This window comes from Nodosilinea sp. LEGE 07298, from assembly GCF_015207265.1.
Lineage (GTDB): Bacteria > Cyanobacteriota > Cyanobacteriia > Phormidesmidales > Phormidesmidaceae > Nodosilinea.
In genome coordinates this window covers 20,350-46,073 of the sequence record NZ_JADEXE010000014.1, presented here as the reverse complement: position 1 = coordinate 46,073, position 25,724 = coordinate 20,350, and the positions used below count along the sequence as shown (strand labels likewise).

General features: G+C 56.8%; 22 protein-coding genes. 12 read left to right on the top strand and 10 right to left on the bottom strand.

The genetic code is table 11. The features are described 5' to 3' along the window. Positions 1-91 precede the first annotated feature (91 nt). The 3 genes from IQ273_RS03680 to glgA form a co-directional block, all read right to left on the bottom strand. Positions 92-1,357 carry a URC4/urg3 family protein gene (locus tag IQ273_RS03680; protein WP_194021822.1) on the bottom strand — a complete coding sequence of 422 codons (1,266 nt, stop codon included), beginning with the start codon at positions 1,355-1,357 and terminating at the stop codon, positions 92-94. A gap of 2 nt (positions 1,358-1,359) precedes the next feature. After that, on the bottom strand, positions 1,360-2,673 hold the full coding sequence (locus tag IQ273_RS03675; RefSeq protein WP_228052278.1) for a GTP cyclohydrolase II: 1,314 nt from the start codon (positions 2,671-2,673) through the stop codon (positions 1,360-1,362). A 407-nt stretch (positions 2,674-3,080) separates the two neighbouring features. Further along, positions 3,081-4,613 (bottom strand): glycogen synthase GlgA, encoded by a 1,533-nt coding sequence (glgA, locus tag IQ273_RS03670; protein WP_228052277.1) that lies wholly within the window; start codon positions 4,611-4,613, stop codon positions 3,081-3,083. A gap of 95 nt (positions 4,614-4,708) precedes the next feature. On the opposite strand from glgA, the gene IQ273_RS34295 reads away from it, so the two are divergent. Next, positions 4,709-4,834, top strand: a complete 126-nt coding sequence (locus tag IQ273_RS34295; protein ID WP_255534359.1) for a hypothetical protein — start codon at positions 4,709-4,711, stop codon at positions 4,832-4,834. A gap of 102 nt (positions 4,835-4,936) precedes the next feature. Here the strand turns inward: IQ273_RS34295 and trxA are convergent, their stop codons facing one another. Beyond that, positions 4,937-5,260 (bottom strand): thioredoxin, encoded by a 324-nt coding sequence (gene trxA / locus IQ273_RS03665; protein WP_194021821.1) that lies wholly within the window; start codon positions 5,258-5,260, stop codon positions 4,937-4,939. A 332-nt stretch (positions 5,261-5,592) separates the two neighbouring features. On the opposite strand from trxA, the gene IQ273_RS03660 reads away from it, so the two are divergent. After that, complete coding sequence (locus tag IQ273_RS03660) at positions 5,593-5,919, top strand: RNA-binding protein (RefSeq protein WP_194021820.1); 327 nt, start codon at positions 5,593-5,595, stop codon at positions 5,917-5,919. A 209-nt stretch (positions 5,920-6,128) separates the two neighbouring features. On the opposite strand, the gene IQ273_RS03655 is transcribed toward IQ273_RS03660, so the two are convergent. The 3 genes from IQ273_RS03655 to IQ273_RS03645 all read right to left on the bottom strand — a co-directional run bounded on the left by IQ273_RS03655 (position 6,129) and on the right by IQ273_RS03645 (position 9,631). After that, positions 6,129-7,313 (bottom strand): NAD(P)H-quinone oxidoreductase subunit H, encoded by a 1,185-nt coding sequence (locus IQ273_RS03655; RefSeq protein WP_194021819.1) that lies wholly within the window; start codon positions 7,311-7,313, stop codon positions 6,129-6,131. A 165-nt stretch (positions 7,314-7,478) separates the two neighbouring features. Further along, the gene (locus IQ273_RS03650; RefSeq protein WP_194021818.1) at positions 7,479-8,372 is read right to left on the bottom strand and encodes an AraC family transcriptional regulator; all 894 of its coding nucleotides are present in this window, start codon (positions 8,370-8,372) and stop codon (positions 7,479-7,481) included. 197 nt (positions 8,373-8,569) lie between these two features. After that, a complete protein-coding gene (locus tag IQ273_RS03645) occupies positions 8,570-9,631 on the bottom strand; it encodes an adenosine deaminase (protein WP_194021817.1) in 1,062 nt (353 codons plus the stop codon). A 319-nt stretch (positions 9,632-9,950) separates the two neighbouring features. On the opposite strand from IQ273_RS03645, the gene IQ273_RS03640 reads away from it, so the two are divergent. From IQ273_RS03640 to dprA, 5 genes are all read left to right on the top strand, one after another. After that, on the top strand, positions 9,951-11,285 hold the full coding sequence (locus tag IQ273_RS03640) for an adenylosuccinate synthase (protein WP_194021816.1): 1,335 nt from the start codon (positions 9,951-9,953) through the stop codon (positions 11,283-11,285). 49 nt (positions 11,286-11,334) lie between these two features. After that, a complete protein-coding gene (locus IQ273_RS03635; RefSeq protein ID WP_194021815.1) occupies positions 11,335-11,955 on the top strand; it encodes a 50S ribosomal protein L25/general stress protein Ctc in 621 nt (206 codons plus the stop codon). A gap of 129 nt (positions 11,956-12,084) precedes the next feature. Next, entirely contained in the window at positions 12,085-13,614 is a 1,530-nt protein-coding gene (locus IQ273_RS03630) for a bifunctional aminoglycoside phosphotransferase/ATP-binding protein (RefSeq protein ID WP_194021814.1), read from the top strand. A gap of 63 nt (positions 13,615-13,677) precedes the next feature. Continuing rightward, positions 13,678-13,956, top strand: coding sequence for a hypothetical protein (locus IQ273_RS03625; protein ID WP_194021813.1), 279 nt, complete (start codon positions 13,678-13,680; stop codon positions 13,954-13,956). Between the two features lie 146 nt (positions 13,957-14,102). Then, entirely contained in the window at positions 14,103-15,152 is a 1,050-nt protein-coding gene (gene dprA / locus IQ273_RS03620; protein WP_313898013.1) for a DNA-processing protein DprA, read from the top strand. On the opposite strand, the gene IQ273_RS03615 is transcribed toward dprA, so the two are convergent. Next, entirely contained in the window at positions 15,149-15,712 is a 564-nt protein-coding gene (locus IQ273_RS03615) for an FHA domain-containing protein (protein ID WP_194021811.1), read from the bottom strand. The two genes, dprA and IQ273_RS03615, sit on opposite strands and share 4 nt — an antisense overlap. 399 nt (positions 15,713-16,111) lie before the next feature. Between IQ273_RS03615 and IQ273_RS03610 the strand changes: the two genes are divergently transcribed. The 3 genes from IQ273_RS03610 to IQ273_RS03600 all read left to right on the top strand — a co-directional run bounded on the left by IQ273_RS03610 (position 16,112) and on the right by IQ273_RS03600 (position 20,537). Further along, on the top strand, positions 16,112-17,521 hold the full coding sequence (locus tag IQ273_RS03610; RefSeq protein WP_194021810.1) for a 1-acyl-sn-glycerol-3-phosphate acyltransferase: 1,410 nt from the start codon (positions 16,112-16,114) through the stop codon (positions 17,519-17,521). Positions 17,522-17,550: 29 nt separating this feature from the next. Then, a complete protein-coding gene (locus IQ273_RS03605; RefSeq protein WP_194021809.1) occupies positions 17,551-18,831 on the top strand; it encodes an ATP-binding protein in 1,281 nt (426 codons plus the stop codon). Between the two features lie 68 nt (positions 18,832-18,899). After that, positions 18,900-20,537, top strand: coding sequence for a tetratricopeptide repeat protein (locus IQ273_RS03600; protein ID WP_228052276.1), 1,638 nt, complete (start codon positions 18,900-18,902; stop codon positions 20,535-20,537). Positions 20,538-20,643: 106 nt separating this feature from the next. Here the strand turns inward: IQ273_RS03600 and IQ273_RS03595 are convergent, their stop codons facing one another. After that, the gene (locus tag IQ273_RS03595; protein WP_194021808.1) at positions 20,644-21,210 is read right to left on the bottom strand and encodes a DUF1802 family protein; all 567 of its coding nucleotides are present in this window, start codon (positions 21,208-21,210) and stop codon (positions 20,644-20,646) included. 29 nt (positions 21,211-21,239) lie between these two features. Continuing rightward, on the bottom strand, positions 21,240-22,121 hold the full coding sequence (locus tag IQ273_RS03590) for an HAD family hydrolase (RefSeq protein WP_194021807.1): 882 nt from the start codon (positions 22,119-22,121) through the stop codon (positions 21,240-21,242). A gap of 146 nt (positions 22,122-22,267) precedes the next feature. Here IQ273_RS03590 and aspS point away from each other — a divergent pair, with 146 nt between their 5' ends. Next, complete coding sequence (gene aspS, locus IQ273_RS03585; protein ID WP_194021806.1) at positions 22,268-24,058, top strand: aspartate--tRNA ligase; 1,791 nt, start codon at positions 22,268-22,270, stop codon at positions 24,056-24,058. 191 nt (positions 24,059-24,249) lie between these two features. Continuing rightward, entirely contained in the window at positions 24,250-25,677 is a 1,428-nt protein-coding gene (locus IQ273_RS03580; protein WP_228052275.1) for an ammonium transporter, read from the top strand. Positions 25,678-25,724: the final 47 nt, after the last annotated feature.

Sequence of the window (25,724 nt, the reverse complement as noted above, 5' to 3'; positions counted from 1 at the left end):
GAGTAAAGATGAATGGGAAGGGGAAATCCAACGGTTTTTAGGTATTCAAAGGTTCCTGGATGCTGCCAGAGTTTCTGATCTCCTCACCGGTCTAAAACACGGTGCCATCGCTAGCCAGCTGAATCGGTGGGCCGCCACCTGCTCGTTTCTCGGCGGCGATCTGACGGCCCGCCGTCCAGGTGCCGCCCTGGAGAATCTTCACGAGAGGCAGGGTTTCGGCATTCATGCCCAAGCTTTGGCGAATCTCTGCCGCGAGGTCATCCAACAAACACAGGGTGAGGGCACGCCATTCAACAATCAAAGGGGAGCTAGGGGGATGGGCGATCGCAACGGCCGCCGGATCCTTCAGTCTCAGCACGCCGCAGTCTATGAACAGGCCGCCGTTGCGGTATTCGGCCAAACCAGTGAGCTGGTCGAGATCGGTAATAGTGAGGCCCAGGTCTTGTAGGGGTTCCAACAGCGAGTAGGTCAGCCACTGGGAGAGCTTGTGGAAGGGGATTAGGCTGCTGCCGGGGCTGGTTTCAGGCAGTTGGGTATGAGGCCACACATCGCCCAGGTTGGTGCCTGCCAGCTCCACTCGCCCTGGCCAGATGGGGCCGAGGCCCTGGAGGATAGTTTGCAAAATTGTCACTGCTGACAGCTGACGATCAGGAGCCTGTTGTAACCAGTAATTCACTAAATTCCCTGGTCTAGGATAATTTGTCCCAAACAATAAAGGCTTCTGTTGTAGGGCTTGGCCCAGCTTTTGCAGCAGCGCCACCCGTCCTTCAAGGCCCAATAGAGGATTGTCGTTACTGATCTGAAAAGCGTGCCCGAGCTGTTCTGGGGTGAGCCGGGTGAGACCGATCGCATCCGCCTGCCAGGGCTGATTGGGTTGACTGGAAAATAGGCCGGACGTAAAGGCGTGGAAGCTGGCGATCGCCAACCCTTCCGATCTGGCAAACTCCAGCTCCGTTTCCGGTTCCACGTACCGCCACTGACTCCCCGCCCCCGCATCTAGCAGCACGCTGGTAATGGCCAAATCTACCTTCAGCCGCGCCTGCTCCAGCGGATCCAAGGTTGACAGCGCTGGCTCCATCAAGTCTAAGCGCGATCGCCCCCCCACCTCAAAGTGCCGCCAGCGGGAGTGAAACGGCACATCGCCATTGGGGTACTGCTGCCGCATCACCGCCAGGACATAATCGGCAGCGGCAGGCAAAGCTTCGGGATAGTAGCGAAAGTGCTGGAGCTGATCCTGCTCGGCCAAAGCAAAAAGGGCGCGGCTGCGATCGCGAATCGCCTGCGGACTTTGCAGGTAAGCCACAAACTCCGTAGGGCGGGCACCGCCCACCACCCCATCTCCGCCTAAAGACACCATCCCTACTCCAAACCCCGCCCCTGCACTTGGGCCAAATCCTCCTGGCTAGGAGCTACTGTATCGGTGTAGTAGCCCGCCGCCTTCTTCGCCTCGATCTCCACCCGCGCATCGGGCGGCACCAAGTCGTCGGGGATCGGCACCCGCTCCACAATCTCAATTCCCGATCGCACAATGGCGTTGTACTTCATATCGCTCATCGACACAAACCGATCGATGCGGGTAATGCCCAGCCAGTGCAGCACATCGGGCATCAGCTCCTGAAAGCGCACGTCCTGCACGCCAGCGACACACTCAGTGCGGGCAAAGTAGGCGTCGGCGCGATCGCCCCCCTCCTGGCGCTTGCGGGCGTTGTATACCAAAAACTTGGTCACTTCTCCCAGCGCCCGACCCTCCTTGCGGAAGTAGACAATAACGCCAGCCCCACCCTGCTGAGCCGTGGCGATACATTCTTCCAAACCTTGCACCAGGTAGGGGCGACAGGTGCAAATATCGGATCCAAAAACGTCAGAGCCGTTGCACTCGTCGTGGACGCGCACCGCTAGCGGGCGATCGGGGTCGGTAACGGCGGCCAGATCCCCCACGATGTACACCGTAATGCCACCAATCGGGGGCAAAAACACCTTCACATCAAACCGAGTCACCAGCTCAGGGAACATGCCGCCGGTCTGCTCAAACAGGGCATAGCGCAGGTCGTCTTCGCTCACCCCCAGGCGCTGAGCCACCCCCGGCAAATACCACACTGGCTCTACAGCAGCCTTCGTAACTACCAGGTCGCCGCCGGGTTTGACGATCGCACCATCTTCTTTAATCCGACCCTGGCGCACGGCCTCTAGCAGCTCTGGCATTTGAATGTGGGCGCGGGTAACGGCGATCGTGGGGCGAATATCAATGCCTTCAGCCAGCAGAGACTCATACACATCTCCTACTAATGCCCCAAACGGATCCAAAGAGACAATTTTCTCAGGATCAGCCCAGCTGGGGTGGGGGCCGATCGCGATCGTTGGCGAGGTATTGGTAAAGTCAGGCCGATGGTCGGCCTGGAGCACGCCGCTGGCCACTGCCAGGGCACGATACACCGCGTAGGAACCCGAGTGGGTGCCAATGGCGTTGCGGTGGCTGGGATCAGTTACCGTGGCCACGATCGCCCCCCGCTGGAGGGGATCGCCATTTCCCCATAACACTGGAGCACCCTTCAGGCCCGACCGACTGGGGTGAGATGTGAGCACAATGTGGCGACGCTTAGGGGCGTCTGTCTTGTCAAAGGGCTTCCCCAAAGGAGCCACATGTCCCGCTGCCGAACCGTTACCCTCGCTCATAGCTGCCTCGCGTAACAGGAACTACTAATGTGCCACATTCCCTCACCACGAATAGCTCATAAATGACAGACAACAGTAACTGACAGCACTGTCTTATCTCTCTCGTCTTCCTCCTATCTCTGAGGTAATTTTCTGAAGTAGTTTTTACCCAAGCGTATCCCAGCTGAATCAGCTTGTTGTCAGGGCAAATCCTAGTTGTCTACCCTCGATTGGTTAAGGGCAAACAACCGTTTGCCCCTACGGCATACCTGCTTTGATCCGAGGGTTTTGAACTCGGATTTGGTATAACCAGGGCTAGCCAAGGCGGGTTCAGTATCACAGGGTGTTAGCGCAGCAAGGCTAGAGGCTACACACTCGTTTGCCCAGTGCGGAAACGTTCTTTTCAAGCAATGACCTTAATCTTCAAACTATTTGGGCGTTGAGGACTGAGGCAGGGACGAGTCAAGCGTGGCGGTAGCTTGAGCCACTGGCCCGGCTACTGAGGATTCTGTCGCAGCGGCACCTGGGGTGGAGGATTCTGTCGCTAGAGTGGGCTTGGCTGTAGCCAGCTGCTCTTGGTAGTCGAGCCCCAGCATTTCGCTATAGAGCTTGACGTAATCAACCGCCGATTTGTCCCAGCTAAAATCTTGCTCCATGGCCCGCTGCTGCAGTGCCCGCCAGGCATCCTTAAAGCGATAGCCCTCCCAGGCGCGAATTAGGCAGGTGAACAGATCGAGCGGCTCGTAGCGGTCAAAGCAGTAGCCCGTGCCAGCGTGGTGCTCGGGGTCATGGTGCTGCACCGTATCTACTAGGCCACCTGTGCGCCGCACCACCGGAATACAGCCGTAGCGCATGGCGATCATCTGGCTGATACCGCAGGGTTCAAACCGCGACGGCATCAAAAATGCGTCGGCCCCGGCGTAGATGCGGCGACCCAGCCCCTCGCTATAGAGCAGGTAGGTGGCCATTCGGCCCCGGTAGCGGCTCGCCATCTGCCAAAGCTGGGTTTCGTAGTAGCGATCGCCCGTACCCAGCAAAATAAACTGCGCGTCGGTGTACGAGAGAAACCGATCCAAAATTTGCAGAATCAGATCTAGCCCCTTCTGCTCGACCAGACGGCCTACCAGCCCGACCAAAAAGGCCTTTGAATTCACCTCTAGCCCGAGTTCTTCCTGAATCGCTACCTTGTTGATGCGTCGATTTTCTAAGCTGTCGGGAGTAAACGTTTTGCTGATGTACCGATCGGTGGCCGGGTCGTAAGACTCGACATCAATGCCGTTGAGAATGCCGCCCAGCTTGCCACTAATAAACGACAGCAGCCCCTCCAGCTCTTCGCCGTAGTCAGGGGTCTTGATCTGCTCAGCGTAGGTGGGCGACACCGTATTGACGCGATCGGCAAACTGCACCGCCGCCGCCATCGTGTTGTGCCCCTGCATGTACCACGGGCACCAGGTAATGCGCTCTAGCTCCCACCGCCACGGCCCCTGGTAGGCCAGGTTGTGAATGGTAAATACTGTTTTAATGTCAGGCGACTGATTCATCCACACCGGGATCATGCCGGTGTGCCAGTCGTGACAGTGCATGATCTGGGGCTTCCAGTAGTTCCAGGCAAACTCCGCCGCGCCGTTGGCAAAAAAGGTAAACCGCCAGGCCTCGTCGTCGCCGCCGTAGACCTTGCGGGGGTCAAAGGCGGGGTGGCCAAATAGGTACACCGGTACGTCAGAGTCGGGCAGGGTGGTCTCGTACACCGCAAAGTCGTTGAACATGGCGGTCCCCTGCCACACGGGCTCTGCTGGGATCGGGGTATCGACCTTGTCGGGCAAAAAGCCGTAGTAGGGCATAAAGATGCGCACATCATGCCCCATCTTGCGCAGCACCTTAGGCAGTGAACCTACTACATCGCCCATGCCGCCGACCTTGGCCAGGGGCGCTGCCTCCGCTGCCACAAAAAGAATTTCCATATCGCCCGCTCTGCTGTTGGATCAATCGGTTGTCCTCAGTCTACGGGGGTGTGGGCGTTCTGCCTAGATCTTTGGGCCGTTGAGATAGCCCCATCATGAGTAGGCGTTTAGCCCTACCCACGACGGCCCTCACGCTCGACATTAGCCCAGTTATTACCCTTACCCACCAGCTGTTTGAACACCGCTGCCAGGGCTACTTGTCGTTGCTCGACTGCTCGTAGCGATCGCCCAGCGATCAAAGGTCTCTGGCAGGAGCTTTCGGTCGGGGTAAACAGCCGCTCACTCCGACCTATATCTCAAGACCTGTGGATGAATAAGTGGGGCTAGCCCAAATACTTACTCAGGGTTTCGCTGTACTCGTCATACTTCTTGGCACCAACCAGGGTTTCTGCCACGTCGCCCTGCTGAAAGAACATCACGGCGGGAATACTGCGAATGCCGTACCGCTTGGCTACGGCTTGATTAGCGTCTAGATCTAGCTTGAGAACTTTGACGCGATCGCCGTACTCATCGGCAAGCCGATCAATTAAAGGCGCAACCAATTTACAGGGGCCACACCAGGCCGCCGTACAGTCGACCACAAACAAGGATTCTGCACTTAGCAGCGCGTCAAACTCGGTTTCGTTTTCAATATAGGCAGCAGGCATACATTAAGTCTCAATTAAAGGTTCATTCTCCCACGGCGATGCCCCAGCACCAGCACCACGCTCCAGACACAAATCTTTACACAGCGGCTCTAGCTATACAGTTGCCTACAGGAGATGGTTTTGGGCGAGTTGGATAATTTTGAACCCGTTTTTTTAGTGACTTCACACCCCAACGCACCATCCTCATTTCAAACATGCTACGGTGTCTCAAGAGATATAGAGATTGGTTAGCAGTATTTGTTTTTAGTACTAACGCGTTTTTCCGTTTTTCCATTGACAGACTTCTCTCCAAAATTTTGCTCTACACGTCCTTTAACTTTTGGAGACCAACCATGTCAATTTACGTAGGCAACCTGTCCTATGACGCTACCGCTGAAGATCTAACCTCTGTATTCGCAGAGTATGGGTCTGTTAAGCGGGTTCAGCTTCCCACCGATCGCGAAACCGGGCGCATGCGCGGGTTTGCTTTTGTGGAAATGGCTGCTGATTCTGAAGAAGCCGCTGCCATTGAAGCCCTAGACGGTGCAGAGTGGATGGGCCGCGACCTCAAAGTCAATAAAGCCAAGCCCCGCGAAGATCGCGGTGGCGGCGGTGGTAACTTTGGCGGTGGCGGCGGTCGCAGAGGCGGCGGCGACAGCTTCTCTCGCGGTGGCTACTAAACCTCTAAATCCTAGACTTGATCCTAGCGATTAAGTCTAGCTAAACAGCAAACAGGGTTTAGGCAGAGATGTCTGAACCCTGTTTGCTGTATGCCCAGCCATCGACCGTTCGGGGATGGCGCTAAGCCAAATTGATAGGGTTATGGCGCATTCCTACGCTAGCAGCAGTGTTGTGCGCTAGCCCGAGGGCTGACCATGGCACTAGCGCTTTATCGATCCACCGACCCCATGACCACGTCAATGCTGCCGAGAATAACGAAAATATCTGCCACCTTTTGGCCCTTGAGCAGGTAGGGCAGCACCTGCAAGTTGTTGAAGTCAGCAGGGCGAATCTTCCACCGCCACGGCATTGGGCTCTCGTTGCCGATCAGAAAAATGCCCAGTTCGCCCCGCCCCGACTCGACCCGCACGTAGTGCTCCCCGGCAGGAATCTTGAAGGTGGGGGCAATTTTTTTGGCGATGAACTGGTAATCAAACCCGTCCCAGGGCGACTTTGGCCCTTCGGCCAGACGCTTGGCTTCGAGAGTTTCCCAGGAGCCACCCGGCAGCCCATCGAGAGCCTGCTGAATAACCTTGAGCGACTGGCGCATTTCGTCTAGGCGGACTCGATAGCGGGCCAGGCAGTCACCCTCGGGTCGCCAAGCCACCTGCCAGTCAAAATCGTCGTAGCATTCGTAGTGGTCAACCTTGCGCAGATCCCACTGCACACCAGATGCCCGCAGCATGGGGCCAGAGCAGCCCCAGCTAATTGCCTGATCGCGGGTAACAACGCCTAGGCCCTCACAGCGGCGGCGAAACACCGGGTTGTCGGTGACTAGGCGCTCGTACTCATCGAGCTTAGGGGCTAGGTAATCGACAAAATCCTGGCATTTCTCGGTCCAACCGTAGGGCAAATCGGCAGCCACTCCGCCCACGCGAAAGTAGTTGTGGTTGACCATACGGTAGCCGCTCACCGCCTCAAATAGATCGAGAATGGGTTCGCGATCGCGCAGCGAATAGAAAAACAGCGTCTGCGCCCCCATATCCATTACAAAGGGGCCAACCCACAGCAGGTGGTTGACCAGGCGGGTCAGCTCCAGCAAAATCACGCGAATATAGCTGGCCCGCTTAGGCACCTCAATATCCGCCAATTTTTCTACCGCGTTGACGGTGACGGCCTCGTTGAACAAGCCACCGTAGTAGTCCCACCGACTGGTGTAGGGAATGAACATGGTGGAAGTGCGGCTTTCGGCAATTTTCTCCATGCCTCGGTGCAGGTAGCCGATTACGGGTTCACAGTCGATCACATCTTCGCCGTCAAGGGTGACCATAATCCGAAAACAGCCGTGCATGGAGGGATGGTGAGGGCCAAAGTTAATCACCATCGGCTCGGTTCGAGTTTCAAGCTGCACCATGGGCGTTTCTCCAGTCAGAGCGCATGGTTTTAGTATCGCGAAGACGATCGCGCTCTGTCTTGCAAGTTCTTCTGCTCGTTTGCACAAACCTCCGATCGCCGATCCAGCGCAGGGACAACTTCGTGGTGAGACAGCGGTGCCGGTTGCATATAGAACTAAAGCAGACTAGCCTCTGTCCTGCCGCCATTGACCTGGCGTAGTACCCAACAGCCGCTTAAAGTGACGATTCAGGTGGCTCTGATGGGCAAAGCCTACCCTATAGGCAATGTCGGCAATGGCGAGATCAGGCTGCCCCAGCAGCATCTTGGCCTGTTCGACCCGGCAGCGAATCACGTATTGGTGAGGGGCAACTCCAGTGGCCTGCTTGAAGAGTTGTGCAAAGTAGTGAGCGCTCATGCCCCCCAGCTTCGCCAGGGTCGCCAGGCTCAAATCGGCATCTAGGTGACTGTGAATATAGTCCACCACCTGCTGTAGCTGAGGGCGAGCGAGCCCATTAGTGTAGGTTTTGAGGGCGGGTTTGCGAGTAGCGTAGGTTTGTAGCAAATGCACGGCCAGGGTGGTGGTGAGCGATTCAGCATAGATGCGATCGCCCCCGTTCTGAAGCACCCGTCTGAGGGCCAGACCCAGCTGCAAAACCAACAGATCTTGGGTGGCAAAGTGAGGAATTAGCTCAAAGGTAGTGCTATCGGCAGCTTCGTCGAGCGAGCGCCCCAGGGCGTCAGGCTCAAAGACCAGGCTCATAAACTCGCCGGGGGCATTCCAGCGCGATCGCTGCCCCACCCCAGCGGGCAGCACCAAAATATCCCCCGGATGCACCCGCTCCACCTTAAGGTGTCCATCGATCGCACGCTCTGCCACAACGGACTCGGGCTCGGGAAACTGAGTAAACAGCACGATGCTGTGCCAGGGCGTAGATACTTCCTCCTGGATTTCCCCAGGTGGTTCCCAACGGCAGTCTACGTAGGTGCCGTGCCAGCAAAAGTCGCGGGTAGACAACAGCGGCGGGGCCGTAAATACAGCCTCCACCTGGCTAGCCGTAGATAGAAGTCGAGGTGGCATACCCAAGTTGCCCTATCTCAACGATTCCGCCATTAACGTTCCAGTAAACGCTCTGGATACCTTTAGTTTAAGACAACCTAGCCATCCCTCAGATAACAGCCAGTTCACAGCATGATGACAGACGGTGTTTCTATCCAAAACCCAGGGTCTACGGTGTAAGGGCAGACTTTACGGTCTGGCCCCAGTCACCTTTTGGCCTAAGACAGCGCTAACATCCCTTCGCTATCTACAGGATGGGCCTGACTTGGCAGTTGCAGTATATCCGTCAGCAAGGTGGCGGGGGGCAGACTGTGCGGCCAGGCAAAGGCATGGCGAAAAGCGGCTTCCTGGCAGGCCTGTAGTTCCTCAAAGCCAATGACATCGTGGGTAAGCAGGCTTTCGTACTCGAAGGGCAGCCGCACATTGTGCAGCCCGGCGTTGTCGGTGCAAATGGCGATGTCGACCCCGGCCTCAAAGCAGCGATCGAAGACGACCTTGAGCTGGTGAATTTCGTCTAGGGTGCCGGTTTTGAGATAAGTGGTAGGGCACACCTCCAGGCACTGGCCGCGCGCCGCTACCTCACTGAGCAGCTCAGGGTGCCGCAGAGGAATTTGAATGCCGTGACCAATACGCATCAGGTAAGGCAACAGCTGCGGGTGATTGCCATCTACGGTTTCGTAGAGGTGGCCAGTAGTCTTGAGGCCCAGGTCTTGAGCACGCTGGTAGAGCTGAGTAAATTCATCAATGCGATCGCCGTAGTTAGCATCACCACCAGCCACATCCACGGCGCACACGTACTCGGGATACTGGCCCGCCAGCTCGACAATGGCCCGATTCACCTCGTAGGGCAGCCGCGAGTGCATACAGAGAATTTGCTTGGTCACAATCGGGTACTCGGGCTGGTGACTAGCCTGACCCACAATCTCTACAATGTTAGCCATCGCTTCAATCCGCTGGTTCTGAGCCAGATGTTCGGGCGTGCGCAGGTAAGGGGTATAGCGCAGCTCCAAGTAAGCCAGGTTTTCAAAGATATACGCCCCGCGAATCAGGCGATAGATAAAGTAGGGCAGTGCTTCATGGGTTTGCACACTCTCTACCAAGGTATGAAGCTCTAGGTACTCCGCCAGGGTGTTGCGGGGGCGGGTATAAAATTGCTCAAACGCAGGGTAATCGACAAACTGGCCCGAGAGATCGGGGCGGTTGCGCTCAAAATAACGCCACAGCACTCTCGGCACCACTGAACCGCCCAGGTGGCGGTGTAGTTCAGCATATAGGCTCACAGTAACCTCCGCCTTAGTTAGGGTTGATAGATGGACTAGGATCCGCGATCGCTCTTTTTGACCGCCCCCGAGGGCACCAATAGGGGGTTAACCTGTGGCCATCGCGAACTTGAAGGAAATCTAAAGAAATGTAAATTGGGTATTCACCTGTTCTATCGCATATTTTACTAATTGGGTATAAGGTTAAATACATTTAATTTGCTAAGGATTTGGGCTTTAGCGAGAATTTGTTCTGCCGGGCTGCAAAATTTTGAGTTGACACAATGACGTTTACCTAGTGATAATGGGAATTTGTGTGAACTTTAGAAGCTGAATTCCCTTGGCAAACGTTGTAGTAATTGGGGCCCAGTGGGGCGACGAAGGTAAGGGCAAAATTACTGATTTGCTGAGTCGTTCGGCAGACGTAGTTGTGCGCTACCAGGGCGGAGTTAATGCAGGGCACACCGTCGTCGTTAAAGGTCAGACATTTAAGCTGCACCTGATTCCCTCTGGCATTCTCTACCCCGATACTGAATGCGTAATTGGCAGCGGCACCGTCATCGACCCCAAAGCGCTGATTGGCGAACTCGATAAGCTCGATGAGCTGGGGATTTCGTCTAAAAAACTCTTCATTTCCAACGCGGCCCACGTCACCATGCCTTACCATCGCCTGATCGATCAGGCGGCAGAGGAGCGCCGGGGCAACCACAAAATTGGCACCACTAAGCGCGGCATCGGCCCCACCTACGCCGATAAGTCAGAGCGCATCGGCATTCGCATCATCGACTTAATGGACTATGCTCGCCTGCGCAAGCAGCTGGAGTGGACCGTTCAGTACAAAAACGCCATTCTCGAAAAGCTTTACGACCTTGAGCCCCTCGATCCGGCAGCGGTAGTAGACGAATATATTGAGTATGCTGAGCGGCTGCGGCCCCATATTATCGACAGCTCGCTGCACGTTTACCAGGCGATTCGCGATCGCAAAAACGTGCTGTTTGAGGGTGCCCAGGGTACTCTGCTCGACCTCGACCACGGCACCTACCCCTACGTTACCTCCTCTAACCCAGTGGCCGGTGGGGCCTGCATTGGCACCGGCATTGGCCCCACAGTGATCGATCGCGTGATCGGCGTGGCCAAAGCCTACACCACTCGGGTGGGCGAAGGCCCCTTCCCCACTGAGCTGACCTGTGGGGTGGGGGAACTGCTCTGCGATCGCGGCGCAGAGTTTGGCACCACCACGGGCCGTCGTCGCCGCTGCGGCTGGTTTGACGCCGTGATTGGCCGCTATGCCGTCCGCATCAACGGTCTCGACTGTCTCGCCATCACCAAGCTCGACGTGCTTGACGATGTGGACGAAATCGAGGTGTGCGTGGCCTACGAGCTAGACGGTGAGCGCTGCGAAGAGCTACCGGCCGGTGCCGATGCCTTCAGCCGCTGTAAGCCGATCTACAAAACCATGCCCGGCTGGAAACAGCCCACTGACCACTGTAGGTCGCTGAGCGATCTGCCCAAAGCCGCCCTAGACTACCTCAAGTTTTTGGCCGAGCTGATGGAGGTGCCGATTGCGATCGTGTCGCTGGGGGCTAGCCGCGATCAGACCATCATCGTAGAAGACCCCATTCATGGGCCAAAGCGGGCGCTGCTCTACGAGAATGGTGAGTCTCAGGTAGCCTAGAGGTTGGGCAACGTTTGTTTTTTATCTGTTATCAACGGGGGGATTTTCCATGGAACTAGCTATTGAGTGTAAACCACGCGACCCTAAGGCCAAACCCAATGCCTTGCGTCGTCAGGGGCTGCTGCCCGCCGTACTCTACGGTCACGAGGGCACTGAGTCGGTGTCGCTAACTGTCGATGGACACGCAGCTGATATGCTGCTGCGCAAAGCTGCGGTCAACAACACCATGATTGACCTGAAAATTCCTGATATGCCCTGGAATGGCAAGGCGCTGCTGCGGGAAGTGCAGGCTCACCCCTGGAAAAATTCGCTGTACCACCTCAGCTTCTTTGCAGTTAAAGCTCAGGATATGGTGGAAGTGGGTGTTGCCCTCAACTTCGTGGGTGAGCCTACTGGCGTTCAAAACGACGGCGGTGTGCTCAACACTGAAGTCAACGAAGTCACCGTCAAGTGCAAGGCGATCGACATTCCTGAAGTGATTAATGTTGATGTGTCTGGCCTGGGTGTGGGCGATTCGCTAACCGTAGCCGATCTGGTGCTGCCCGAAGGCGCTATGGTGGCTGGCGACCAGACTCAAACCGTTGCTACCGTGCTCCAGGGCCGCAAGGCTGAGAGCGAGGGTGGTGAAGAATCTGTGCCCATTGCAACCCAGACCCTAGCGGCAGAATAGTCATCGCTTCAGGACGCGTCATCCTGAAGGGAGTAAGGTTGTATTGGTAACGGTACAGGTATAAGCGTAGGGGCTGGGAATGGTATTCCTGGCCCTTTATAGTGTTAAGCAGTTTTTGGCAGGTAGATAATGGCCGCTTCCGCGCTTCCTGGTCTCATTCAGCAGATGTGTCAACCGGAGTTTTATCCCCACCCGGTAGCTGAGCCAATTCGCCTGCTGCAAACCCACGTATCTTACGTGCTGCTGACCGGCGACTACGCCTACAAGGTGAAAAAGCCGATGAACTTTGGCTTTTTAGACTACTCTACCCTGGAAAAGCGGCACCACTTTTGCCACGAAGAACTGCGGCTGAACCAGCGAGGGGCCGGAGCGCTGTACCTGGAGGTAGTACCCCTGGGGCAGACTGACGATACTTATCAGATTGGCAGCGGCACGATTGTGGAGTACGCCGTCAAGATGGTGCAGTTTCCCCAAGACACGCTGCTCAGTGCCTTGTACGATCGCGGCGAGCTCACCGAAGCCCTGATCAAGGAGCTAGCGGTGGCGGTGGCCGACTTTCACCTGGGGGCCGAAACCAGCGACCACATTCGTAGCTTTGGCGCGGTAGAGCAAATTCGCCAGGCCTTTGACGAAAACTATGCTCAAACCGAAGGCTTTATCGGTGGTCCCCAGACCCAGATCCAGTTCGATGAAACTAAAGCCTACACGGATAGTTTCTTTGCGGCCCACCAGGATTTGTTTGAGCGACGGGTAGCCCAAAACTGGATTCGCGCCTGCCACGGCGATCTACACCTCAATAATCTGTGCCGCTGGCGCGATCAGATCTACTTGTTCGACTGCATTGAGTTCAATGAGCCCTTTCGCTACGTCGATGTAATGTACGACGTGGGCTTTGTGGTGATGGATTTGCTCTCTAAGGACTGCGCTGGTTTGGCCACCGTGTTTCTAAATCACTACGTGGAGCGCACGGGCGACTGGGAAGGGGTGCAGCTTTTGCCCCTGTACATTAGCCGCCAGGCCTACGTGCGGGCCAAGGTAACCTCGTTTTTGCTGGGCGATCCATCGGTGGATGAGGATACCAAACGTCAGGCCTCTGAGACGGCGGCAGGCTACTACCGCCTGGCCTGGTCAGTGTGTCAGCCCCGGAACGGCCGGATATATCTCATGGCGGGTCTATCAGGATCGGGTAAGTCAACTACCGCCCAGCTGTTGGCCAGTCAAATCAATGCCCTTCACCTGCGCAGCGATGCGGTGCGTAAACACATGGCGGGCGTGCCCTTAGACCAGCGGGGCGACGATAGCCTCTACACGCCCGCCATGAGCGAGAAAACCTACGATCGCCTCCTTATTTTGGGTATTGCCCTGGCCCAAGCGGGGTATCCGGTGATTCTCGATGCTAAGTACGATCGCGCTAGCCTGCGACAGGACGCAATCGAGCGGGTCCAAGCAGCAGCATTACCCTTGGCCATTCTGCACTGCACGGCTCCGGCAGCGGTGCTGGAACAGCGGGTACGCGATCGCGCAGGCGACATTGCCGATGCCACCGTGGCCGTGCTTCAGCGCCAGCACATGGAGCCCTTTACTGAGAGCGAGCAGCCGCTGGTGCAGGCGATCGACACTACCCAGGCTGTGCCTCAGCAGTTAGCCACTATAATTTAGTCGCTATAGTAGGGGCATAGGCGATCTGCCTTGCCTCACTAGCGCTTCAGAGAGGACAAATCGGTGGCCGATAAGATCATTCCACCAGCGTTGAAAATTTGGCTGGCCTTTTTATTTTTGTTTTTGCTGCTAGGTTACGAGGTGGTGCCGAGTATTTTACTTGGAGCCATCGCTGGGTTTGCGGGGGGTACCATTCAGGCTTGGTGGATCACCCCAGGCGGCGAACCCACCACCACCCTAGAATTGCCGGTTTCTTTGCGCCAGCTCAACCCCAAGCGGTTACCCCTGGGCAACTTTTTTAGGCGCGGCCGCAGCCAGCGTGTACCTCGGGCGCGTCGATAGCAGCACTCAGGCGGTGGACGGGCATACTGAGCCGTAGCAATTCTTCACCGCCCGGCATGGCAGAACGAGCGTATTGGCTGGCCTGGGCCCAGGCTAAGGGCCTGGGTCCGATTTTGTTGAAACGTCTATGCAGCCATTTTGGCACCATGGCCACTGCCTGGCGCGCCAGCGGGGCCGAGCTGCTGGAAGTCGAAGGTATTGGCCTGGGGCTAGGAACCAGCCTGCTGGAGTACCGCCAGACAGTCTCGCCTGTAGAGTTGCTGGCGAGCTATGAGCAGCAGCACGCTAATTTTTGGACCCCCGCTGATGCTGAGTACCCAACGCTGCTCTACGAAATTGTCGACCCGCCGCCAATCCTCTTCTATCGAGGTCGGCTGGAGTTAGCCAGTGCCCTGCAACTCATGCCCTCGGTAGGAGTCGTGGGCACGCGCAACCCATCCGACTACGGTCAGCGGTGGACTCGTCGCCTGATCCAGCAGCTGGTGACCCACAATGTCATTGTGGTCTCGGGGTTGGCGAAGGGGGTCGATCGCTATGCTCACCAGCAGACTCTAGACGGCAATGGGCTCACTATCGCAGTGTTGGGGACGGGGGTTGACCAGGTATATCCCTCGATTAATCATGATCTGCACGATCGCATTGCCCGCCACGGACTGTTGCTCAGTGAGCACCCCAACGGCACCCCCCCTGAGCGATCGCATTTTCCTCGCCGCAACCGCATTATTGCCGGGCTTAGCCGAGCGGTGGTCGTCACCGAAGCGCCAGCCCGGTCGGGGGCGTTGATTACGGCGCAGCTCGCGAATGACTATGGCCGCGACGTATTTGCGCTGCCTGGGTCGCTCGACAACCTCAACAGCTACGGCTGCCTGGAGCTGATTAACCAGGGTGCCCAGATGATCTTGAGCGATACGACGCTAATTACAGCCCTGGGTGACCTGCCGCAGCTTAACCCAGCCGCGCTCAGCCCAAATGATGCAGACGACGGGCGCGATCGCACAACCCGTAGCACACCTGAGCCATCGTTGTCACCAGCGATGGCTCAGGTGCTGGCAGCCATCACCGCCGAACCCACGACTCTCGATCAGTTGGTACAAAAAGTCGCTCAGCCTACGGGCGAGGTACTGGCTACCCTGGTACAGCTAGAACTCCTGGGTCTGGTAACGCAGCTGCCGGGAATGCGCTACCAGCGCGGCTAGTCGTCATGCCATACAGGCTGGTCGCAGCACTGCTGCAAAAACTCAAACCGCAGGCTACCTAGCTTAACCAGATCGCCATCTTGCAGGTAATGGCGCTGGGTCGGAGTCAGTCGACGACCATTCACCCAGGTGCCGCCGCTGGTACCCAGATCGGTAATAAAGAAGCCCTGCAGCGGGTCAAAATTGAGAGCCGCATGGCAGTCGGCAATACCAGGCTGGGGCATGGCCACCGTGCAGCGACTGCCCTGGCCCAATAGCCAGCGGGTACCACAGAGGGTGACCTGAATAGCGCGATCGGAATTGATATTGGTGCTTAGAAAGGCGCGTTCTTCGGCCACAATACCCTGAACGTACCAGTCAGTGCGGTAGCAGTGGTTTTGGGCCGTCAGAATGGGGTCGATGACATCGGCAACCTGCTCTAAGTCATAGCTCAGGTTGCGAAAGAGGGTGTCTAAAATCCAGGGAGGAGAAGCCGCTGGGTTGCTACTACCAGGGTTGATAGGGGCGATACCAGGGGACTGCTGCCCTGCGTTAGCAGAAAAAAACTGTGAGGAAACCATAGCGAACCGTCATCTACCACTAACTACGTCTCTAGAAAAGGTACTCACCCAGCCCAGCAGCTTGGGCCTTAGCCCATTCTCTGTGGTGGTCGTAATGGATGCTGTACCTGGTCTATGCACCTGCGCTCTAGGCACTTGGCCCAGGGCGTTATAGAAACTCCTTAGGGAATGTGTACGTAACACGCGACGATTTTCTCAAGCGCCTGGCCCGGTCGGGTTTGGCTCCTGCCATTAAACTGGGTTTGCCCAGGTTGCACAATCCTGGGGGTAAGGTTGCTTATAAAAGCTTTATGATTTATCCGCAAATTTACGGAGGAGCTTTAATCACCCGCCAGAAGCTAAGGAGTTTAGGGCTACTCTGCTATATCATCGGGGTGTTCTTGCCCCTGGAATGAACCCGTGGTCAACCCCTCCACCCAAGCCCAGCCACCCCTGGACTTCATTCCCCCCGCGCTAAATTTGCGAGTGTTGGCTCTGGTACGTCTGGGGCTGCCCTACTGGAGACGCTGGCGCGAGCAGATTCAGCAGGTCGATGTCGTCAATGCCGATGGGCTAGTGCATCTGCTGCAAGCATTCAATGCCCAGGAAACTCGGTTTTTACTGGCCTTCCGCCATCCCAGCCCGCTCGATTCCTATTGTTTGGCCCATTTGCTGTGGTATGCAGTGCCCCAGCGAGCCAGCCAGCTAGGGATTGATTTAAAGCGCCCGGTTCACAGCCACTTCATCTACGATCGCGGCATTCCCCTCTGGGCAGGCGACTGGGTCGGATGGATCTACAGCCGTCTGGGAGGCACACCCATTCAGCGGGGTAAGGTCGATCGCCAGGGGCTGAGGTCGGCCCGCAACCTGTTGGCCAACGGTCAATTTCCCCTCGCTGCCGCACCTGAGGGCGGTAATAATGGGCACACCGAAATTGTTAGCCCCCTGGAGCCAGGGGTGGCCCAGATGGGGTTTTGGTGTGTAGAAGATATGCACAACCAGGACAGGACCGAACGGGTAGCGATCGCGCCTCTGGGTATTGCCTACTGCTATATCACCCCGCCCTGGAAAGAACTCGATCGCTGGCTCGATCGCCTGGAGCAGGAAAACGGGTTAGCTACACCTACCACCGCCTATGCGCTGGGGGACACTGGCGACGACGCAATGAAGCACCGCTACCAGCGGCTTTATACCCTGGGCGAACACCTGCTGACGCTAATGGAGGGCTACTACAACCGTATCTACGGTACTGCCCTGGCTCAGCCTAACCCCAGTCCCGATGTGGTGTTGCCGACCAATGCCCTAGGCGATCGCCTCGAAGCCCTAATGAATGCCGCTCTACAGGTCGCCGAAACGTACTTTAAGCTCCCCGCCAAGGGCAGCACCATCGATCGCTGTCGCCGCATCGAACAGGCGGGGTGGGAGCGCATCTTCCGCCAGGATGTTGGGGGCGATCGGTCACTGTCGCCGGTAGAGCGAGGTCTGGCCGATCGCGAGGCCGAGGAAGCCTGCCTACGGATGTGGCACATGCGCCTGGTGGAAAGCTTTGTCGCCGTCACCGGGCAGTACGTTAAGCAGCGCCCCTCCGCCGAGCGCTTTGCCGAAACGGTCATGATTTTGCGCGATACGGTGTGCTTAATTCAGGGCAAAAACCCCTTCCCCAGGCCCAAGTTAGGACCCCAGCGAGCGGTGCTAACGGTCGGGGAGCCGATCTCGGTCAGCGATCGCTGGCCCGCCTACAAAGCCAACCGCAAGCAGGCTGTCGCCCAGCTCACGGCCGACCTACAAACCGCGCTAGAGGCCATGATTCCGCCTGCGTCTTCGGTATGATGAGCTAGGTTCTCTACGAGGCTGGCGCGGTGAACGACCTCTATCAGCGGTATATCGACACCTACCGCAAACTGAATCTGTTTCCACTGCTGAAGTCCGAGGATATCGAGCGGTTTCGCATTACCCACAGCCCAGAAACCCTGGCCCGACTGCGCAGCGCCATCGTCGCCAGCGAAGCCAACGGCAAGCTGATCTTTACCGGCCACCGGGGCTGCGGCAAAACCACCCTGCTCAACGAACTGGCCCTGGAGGTGCGCAAGCGGGGACTGTTTGTGGAATTTTTCTCCATCGCCAATATGGTTGAGATGTCGGACGTGAACCACATCAACATTCTCTATGCGATCGCGCTGCGGCTGTTGCGACGGGCGATTAAAAACGAAGTACCCATTCCCGCCAACATTCAGGAAAATCTCAAGAGCTGGTTTACTCAGACCAAGTCGGTCACCTACACCGACCAGCTTAAGCAAGAAATGGGGCTAGGAGGCGATTTCTTCAAGCTGTTTACGGCCAAGCTGCAAAAAGAAGACTCGTTTCGCGAAGAGATCAAAGAAACCTACGAGCGCCGGGTATCTGACTTAGCCGAGCATATTGACCAAATTGCCACTGCCATTCAGATCGCCACGGGCAAAGAAGTGCTGGTTATCATCGACGACCTAGACAAGCTTGATCTAGGTGTCGTAGAACCTATCTTTCGCGACAACATCAACGCGCTTTTTTCTCCCCGAATTCGTATTCTGTTTACCATTCCCATTGCGGTAGTGCGAGAGCCAGAATTAGTCGAAATTCTAGAAACCCAAAGCTCCATTTTGCTGCTCTCGGTAACCAAGTTTTTTACTCGCGAGGCTTCTCACCAGCCCGACGCCCAACCCATAGAAGCTAATGTGGCTCGGCTAGAAAGCATTCTCAAAAGGCGCATTGATCCTGATTTGATCGAACCTGATGTGCTGCGGCAAATGGTACTGCTCAGTGGCGGCGTGTTAAGAGAATTGGTACGCCTAGGACAAGAATGCTGCCGCGAATGTATGTTGCGATTTGAGCTAGAACCCGAAAATCTCAACGTCAAAATTAACGGTGAGATTTTGGCGGCAGCCGTGAGAGAACTCCGCAAGCAGTATGCTCGCCCTCTAGGCAACAACCTCTACGACCTGCTGCGGCAAACCTATCAGTCGTTTACGCCACCCGATGCGGGCGATCCTAAGTTTTTAGAACTCCTTCATGGGTTATATGTGCTGGAATATGAGAACGATGATCTCTGGTACGACTTGCACCCCCTGGTGATCGACTTATTGAAACGCAAGAACTTGATCTGATTCCCTCAGACTAAGATCCCAAGGTTCTTTAAGAACCCTGGGATCTGCTCTCCCACCGGCAGACCTTCATGCCCCCCGCCGACCTATCACCTCTAAACGATCGCGAGTACCGCAAGCTGCTGCTGACGCTGACCCTCAACAGCCAGCAGCTCGATTTGCTGGTGGCCATTACGGATGATCGCAACCTGCAAGACCAGCTAATCACCGCCTATGAAGCCTACCTAAAAGCCCAGGGCATTGCCCCCCTGCGCGCCCGCCTCGACCCCAAGCGCCCCAGCCTGCGCGCCACCCTAGAAGTCTTGGTGGCCCAAACCCCCGCCCTACAAAACAGGGAACCAGCCGTGGTAACGGTGCTGAACGCGGGCGAGCTGCTGGGGGTGCGCCTGAGCGACGAAAAATCTGAGCAGGAGAAGTTTTTCTTTTCGTTGCAGTGGACGCGGGAGGCGCTGCGAAATTTTGCCTTTCCGATTGTGCTGTGGCTGCCGGATGCGGTAGCGACTCGCATGGCCCAGCAAGCCCCCGATTTTTGGAGCTGGCGCGGCGGCGTGTTTGAGTTTGTGGCCGAGGCGCGGATGCCGGAGCGGGGTGAAATGGTGCTAATGCCCAGCCGCGAAATGACGGAAGAACGGGAACAAAGCCCGGTAGCGACAGACGACCTGCAACAGCAAATCACCCAGCTAGAGCAGACGTCACCAGAGTCGCCGCTGCTGATCACGCTCTACAACAACCTGGGTGAAGCCTATGCAAGCCAGTACGACTACAAACAAGCGCTAGAACTCTACGAAAAAGCGCTGACCCTAGCTAAAGCCAAAAGTGACCCCGCCGGGGAGGCGCGATCGCTTCGCAATTTAGGAGATGCGCTCAGGGAGTGCGGGCGACCGTTTCAGGCAGTGGACTATTATCAGCAGGCCTTGGGCAAGTATCGGGAATTGGGCGATCGACAAGGTGAAGAAGAAGCACTGAACCGACTGGGCCTTGCCTGCCAGGCTTTAGGGCAGTACCCCCAAGCCATTGAGTACCACCAGCAGACCTTAGCGATCGCGCGGGGGATCGGCGATCGCCAAGGCGAGGCCGCTTCCCTGGGCAATTTGGGCAATGCGTACCGTTTGCTGGGCCAATACCCCCAGGCCATTGAATACTATCAGCAGCAGTTAGCGATCGCGCGGGAGATCGGCGATCGCCAAGGCAAGGCTAATTCCCTGGGTGGCTTGGGCATTGCGTACTATTCGCTGGGCCAGTACCCCCAGGCTATTGAGTACCTTCAGCAGACCTTAGCGATCGCGCGGGAGATCAGCGATCGCCAATGCGAGGCTAATTCCCTGGGTGGCTTGGGCATTGCGTACTATTTTCTGGGGCAATACCCCCAGGCCGTTGAGTACCACCAGCAGACCTTAGCGATCGCGCGGGAGATCGGCGATCGCCTTGGCGAGGCCAATTCCCTGGGCAATTTAGGCTGTGCGTACGATTCGCTGGGTCAATACCAGCAGGCTATTGATTATCACCAGCAGCAGTTAGCGATTGCGCGGGAAATCAGCGATCGTCACGGTGAAGCCAATTCTCTTTTTAATCTTGGCAGTACCCTGGACAGAGTTGATAAGAAATGGGACGCCCGCCAATCTTATGAAGCCGCAAAGGCGCTGTACCAAGATATGGGCTCACAACAAGACGTTGCAGATTGCGATAAAGCCATCTATGACCTTGGTTAGATGGTAGTAGTAGAACCAAAGAAAGCCCCAAAGATTAGCGAAGCAAGGAAGCCTTTGCCTGGCGATCGAGCGCAAGCGATGAGCTCAAGTCTTTAGGCTCTTGTAGTTAGCGGATAACAGAGGGAAGCGCGGCCAAAATGGCGTTGACTTGGTCGGTGTAATCGGCTTCAGCAAGGGCAGTGGTGCTATTCTCCACCGGCACCGATTCGCCAATTTCCACCCACGATCGACAGCCGCTGTAGCCCCTATGGCGAGGCAGCATCAGAGCATTCTGAAATCGATAGGCCCGCAGCAGCAGAGCGTACAGGGGGCGATCGGGCTGCCAACTCAACCGTTCGGCCACAAACTGCTGATTCCACACCAGGTAGGGCAGCAGCGGCGCTAAATCTGTCTCTGCGGTAAGGGGTAGAGCGTGGGTAATAGTAGCCCAGCCGTCAAATCGCACCGGATCCGCGTCGGGTATGCCGTCTTCCTGGGCCAACTCTTGAAACTCATCCTTCAGCAGAGCGGCTTTTTGATGTTCTACGGTGGGCAGCAGCAGCACCTGCCGCGCCGCCAGCGAAAACTGCCCCTTGGCCTCTCGAATGCCGCCCTTGCGCAGCAGCAAAATGGTTTCGCCTTGCAGCAGGGCGGTAACGGCCACCTGCCATTCTTTAAGTACCCATGACACCATTGGTTGGCCCCCGCTGCACTACCACTGCACTATTTCAGGGTATCGCACGGGCTTGATAATCCAGGCTGAGCGGAATCCACCACGACTAAATCATCCCACTGACTCAAAATTCGGGTAGCGCCGGGGACGGGCGATCGCCCCCAGGGTTCTGATACCGAAATAAATCCTGCCGCGTTGGCCTGTTCTGCCAGAGCTAAATCGGCCCAGCTGTCGCCGATAACTAAGGTGTGCGCTACTGAGACCTGGAGGCGATCGCAAACCTCTAGCAGCAGCGTGGGATCGGGCTTAGGCGGATCCTGTGGCCTTGTCCCCTGCCACTCATCTACCCAGGGCATGAGGTCGTAGTAGCGCAAGAATTCTTCTACATAAGCCGGACTATCGGACGACAGCACTCCTAATTTCAAAGGGCTCTGGTGCAGCCGCTCCAGCATGGCTGCCGTGCCCTCAAAGGGTGGCGTGTAGGCCGCTTTGCCGTTGCGAGCTGCATTCACTGCCGCAAAGCAGTCGGCTACCAGCGCTGTCACTTTTTCTTGGGGATAACCGGCTTGCACCAGCACCGTTATGGCCCCCTGTCGATTGGCCTCGCGCGTGCCCGCTGCCATCAGTCCATCGGGGTCGATGCCCTGGGGGGAAACCCCAAAGCAAGTCAGCAGGGCCTGCACTATCTCATCTCCGGCCCCTACCGCTGTTGCACAGGCTTCTGCCCGCGCCAGAGCTGTGCGGTGCAGCAGTTGATGGGAGTTGGCCAGGGTGCCATCTTTATCAAAGACGATCGCGTCTATATCAGCCATCCACTGTTGCCCGCACCGCACCCAAACCATAGCTATATCCTCAAACCTGCCGTTGTCGAATTTCAAAGCCTCTATTTGACTGTAGGCCAGCATTCCCTTTCCCGCTTGGGGACCCTGCATATTGGCATCCCCTAGCGGTAAGACCTCCAATTTTATTCAGGGAACGCTGACTTAAAGGCCAGTGCAAGTTGCTCAAAAAATTTGCTTTCAAGCTCAGCCACTATCCTAGATAATGGGAAGGTTTTGAAAAATAAGCTAAGTTCACTATGCGCACCCACTACTGCGGCACCTTGCAGGCCAGCGACATTGGCAGCACCGTTACCCTGTTCGGCTGGGTCGATCGCCGCCGCGACCATGGGGGCGTTATTTTCATTGATCTGCGCGATCGCACTGGTGTTGTCCAAATTGTCAGCGACCCCGAGCGCACCCCGGCATCCTATCCTCAGGCCGAACAGCTGCGCAACGAGTACGTCGTCAAAATTGAGGGCCGAGTCAGCCAACGCCAGGAGGGCTCCGTCAATCCTAAGCTGCCGACTGGGGAAGTAGAAATCTACGCCGATACCATTGAACTGCTCAACGCGGTGCGAAAGCCTCTGCCCTTTCAGGTATCCACCGCCGACTCCGAGATGGTGCGGGAAGACCTGCGGTTGCGCTATCGGTATTTAGATCTGCGGCGCGATCGCATGGCCCAGAACATGCGCATTCGCCACGAGGTCACCAAAGCCATTCGCCGCTTTTTAGAAGATCAAGAGGGCTTCTACGAAGTCGAAACCCCCATTCTCACTCGCTCGACCCCCGAGGGCGCGCGCGATTATCTGGTGCCCTCACGGGTCAACCCCGGCGAGTTTTACGCTCTGCCCCAGTCGCCCCAGCTGTTTAAACAATTACTGATGGTCTCGGGGATCGATCGCTACTACCAGATCGCCCGCTGCTTCCGCGACGAAGACCTGCGCGCCGATCGCCAGCCCGAGTTCACCCAGCTCGACATGGAAATGAGCTTCATGACCCAGGACGAGATTCTGGATCTCAACGAGGCGCTGATGGCCCACATTTTTAAAGCCGTAAAGGGCGTTGACGTTCCTCGCCCCTTTCCCCGGCTGACCTATGCTGAGGCGATGGATCGCTACGGCAGCGACAAGCCCGACACCCGCTACGGCCTAGAGCTGGTGGATGTGTCTGACCTAGTGAAAGACTGCGGCTTTAAGGTATTTTCTGGCGCAGTAGCCGATGGCGGCATCGTTAAAGTGCTGCCCATCCCCAATGGCAACGACCAGATCTCCAACGTGCGGATCAAGCCCGGCGGCGATCTGTTCAAAATTGCGGCGGATGCCGGAGCCAGAGGCTTGGCCTACGTGCGGGTGCGGGCCGATAGCGCAGTCGACACCATCGGAGCGATTAAAGACAACCTGGGTCCGGAGCAGATGGCGGAACTGCTGCGCCGCACCGGGGCGACCGAAGGCACCCTGCTGCTGTTTGGGGCGGGGCCAACCGATACCGTCAATGCCACCCTCGACCGGCTGCGTCAGGCGATCGCCCGAGAAATGGACCTGATCCCCACAGACAGCCTGAATTTGCTTTGGGTGACCGACTTCCCCATGTTTGAGTGGAACGCCGACGAGCAGCGGCTAGAGGCCCTGCACCATCCCTTCACTGCGCCCAATCCTGAGGACATTGACGACCTGAAGACCGCCCGCGCGATCGCCTACGACATCGTGCTCAACGGCTACGAAATCGGCGGTGGCAGCCTCCGTATCTACCAACCTGAAGTACAGAGTCAAGTGTTCGAAATAATTGGCCTATCTGAGCAAGAAGCCCGCAACAAGTTTGGCTTTTTGCTCGAAGCCTTTGAGTACGGCACCCCGCCCCACGGCGGCATTGCCTACGGGCTCGACCGCATCGTCATGCTGATGGCGGGCGAGGAGTCGATTAGAGATGCGATCGCCTTTCCCAAAACCCAGCAGGCCCGCTGTCTGCTCACCCAGGCCCCTTCTGCTGTAGATGAATCGCAGCTCAAGGATCTGAGCATCGCCTCCACCTACGAACCCGAAGAAGAATAGGTGAGTGAGTAACTAGATAGGCCGGCCCTCCTCATTTTGTGGGGAGAACCTTGGCGTACCCTGCACGCTCACCGCCGCTCATCTTGCGGTGGTATAAAAACTTGCGCCACTAACAGTAATTCATGGCAACCTATGGGCTTATTAGAGAAAGCCAATTGGGAGACACGTTGAGTATGTTGCAGCAGCAGGAAATGGCTTTAAAACAACCCCTGCACCCGCTGGGAAAGTCTGGAGGGCGATGGCGCTACTTGCCCTGGTTGACATTAGGTAGCTTGCTGATACTTTGCCCTGCTGCTTTGGCCCAGGCGGCTAGCACGGCTGACCTTCAGGTAGCCCTAGATACCGTATGGGTACTGGTAGCCGGGTTTTTAGTGTTCTTTATGAACGCTGGGTTCTGCATGCTCGAAACTGGCTTTTGCCGCAGCAAAAACGCCGTTAACCTGTTGGCCAAAAACCTGATTGTGTTTGGCCTCTCGACGCTAGCGTTTTGGGTAGTGGGCTTTGGCCTCATGTTTGGTGATGGCAACCCCCTGTTTGGCTTCTCAGGTTTTTTGCTGCAGGGAGCCGACAATAGCCCTGCGATCGGTGAAGACTATCGGGGCACCTTCAGCGCCCTCAGCTGGGCCGGAGTGCCGCTCAATGCCAAATTTTTCTTTCAGCTAGCTTTTGCGGGTACGGCGGCCACCATTGTGTCTGGGGCCGTAGCCGAGCGGATTAAGTTTCTGGCCTTCTTTATCTTTAGCCTGCTGCTGGTGGGGCTGTCGTACCCTATTACCGGCCATTGGGTGTGGGGCAATGGCATGCTTGCTGGCTTGGGCTTTTACGACTTTGCCGGATCGACGGTGGTGCACTCTGTCGGAGGGTGGGCAGCGCTGATTGGGGCCATTTTACTGGGGCCGCGCCGGGGTCGCTTCCACTCTCGCCCGGTGGCTATGCCGGGGCACAACCTGAGTATTTCGGCTCTAGGCTGTCTCATTTTGTGGCTGGGCTGGTTTGGCTTTAACCCCGGATCTACCATGGCTGCCGACCCCTATGCCATTAGCCACATTGTGGTTACGACCAACATAGCCGCTGCTCTGGGTGGCCTGGCGGCCACCGTCACCTCCTGGGTTTATCTGAGCAAGCCCGATCTGTCGATGATTATTAACGGCGTGCTGGCGGGGCTAGTCGCCGTAACGGCGTCCTGTGCCTACGTTTCTCTGGGTAGCGCGGCGCTGATTGGCCTAGTAGCAGGCATCATTGTGGTGTTTTCGGTCACGCTGCTGGATGGGCTAAAGATTGATGATCCGGTGGGGGCCGTTTCGGTACACCTGGTATGCGGCGTATGGGGCACCATTGCCCTGGGGCTGTTTAGCACCACCCCCGGTATTTACCCGTGGTATGGCGAAGGGAATGGTCCCCTGGCCGGGCTGTTCATGGGAGGTGGCATTCAACAATTGTTGGTGCAGTTGTTGGGTATCGTCGTCGTGGGGGCGTTTACGGTGACCTTTAGCCTATTGTGCTGGCTGGTGCTGCGGGCCACCGTGGGCATTCGGGTCTCTGAAGCCGAAGAAATTCAGGGCCTCGACCTGGGCGAGCACGCAATGGAGGCGTATCCAGAGTTTCAAGTCGGACCGTAATGATTTTAGATTGAGGATTTGTAATTTTGGATTGGGATGGGCCTGGA

Coding starts and splice junctions, on each gene's coding strand:
- IQ273_RS03680 (WP_194021822.1), bottom strand. CDS start 1,357: ATGGTGTCTTTAGGCGGAGATGGGGTGGTGGGCGGTGCCCGCCCTACG.
- IQ273_RS03675 (WP_228052278.1), bottom strand. CDS start 2,673: ATGAGCGAGGGTAACGGTTCGGCAGCGGGACATGTGGCTCCTTTGGGG.
- glgA (WP_228052277.1), bottom strand. CDS start 4,613: ATGGAAATTCTTTTTGTGGCAGCGGAGGCAGCGCCCCTGGCCAAGGTC.
- IQ273_RS34295 (WP_255534359.1), top strand. CDS start 4,709: ATGAGTAGGCGTTTAGCCCTACCCACGACGGCCCTCACGCTCGACATT.
- trxA (WP_194021821.1), bottom strand. CDS start 5,260: ATGCCTGCTGCCTATATTGAAAACGAAACCGAGTTTGACGCGCTGCTA.
- IQ273_RS03660 (WP_194021820.1), top strand. CDS start 5,593: ATGTCAATTTACGTAGGCAACCTGTCCTATGACGCTACCGCTGAAGAT.
- IQ273_RS03655 (WP_194021819.1), bottom strand. CDS start 7,313: ATGGTGCAGCTTGAAACTCGAACCGAGCCGATGGTGATTAACTTTGGC.
- IQ273_RS03650 (WP_194021818.1), bottom strand. CDS start 8,372: ATGCCACCTCGACTTCTATCTACGGCTAGCCAGGTGGAGGCTGTATTT.
- IQ273_RS03635 (WP_194021815.1), top strand. CDS start 11,335: ATGGAACTAGCTATTGAGTGTAAACCACGCGACCCTAAGGCCAAACCC.
- IQ273_RS03630 (WP_194021814.1), top strand. CDS start 12,085: ATGGCCGCTTCCGCGCTTCCTGGTCTCATTCAGCAGATGTGTCAACCG.
- dprA (WP_313898013.1), top strand. CDS start 14,103: ATGGCCACTGCCTGGCGCGCCAGCGGGGCCGAGCTGCTGGAAGTCGAA.
- IQ273_RS03615 (WP_194021811.1), bottom strand. CDS start 15,712: ATGGTTTCCTCACAGTTTTTTTCTGCTAACGCAGGGCAGCAGTCCCCT.
- IQ273_RS03600 (WP_228052276.1), top strand. CDS start 18,900: ATGCCCCCCGCCGACCTATCACCTCTAAACGATCGCGAGTACCGCAAG.
- IQ273_RS03595 (WP_194021808.1), bottom strand. CDS start 21,210: ATGGTGTCATGGGTACTTAAAGAATGGCAGGTGGCCGTTACCGCCCTG.
- IQ273_RS03590 (WP_194021807.1), bottom strand. CDS start 22,121: ATGCAGGGTCCCCAAGCGGGAAAGGGAATGCTGGCCTACAGTCAAATA.
- aspS (WP_194021806.1), top strand. CDS start 22,268: ATGCGCACCCACTACTGCGGCACCTTGCAGGCCAGCGACATTGGCAGC.
- IQ273_RS03580 (WP_228052275.1), top strand. CDS start 24,250: ATGGCTTTAAAACAACCCCTGCACCCGCTGGGAAAGTCTGGAGGGCGA.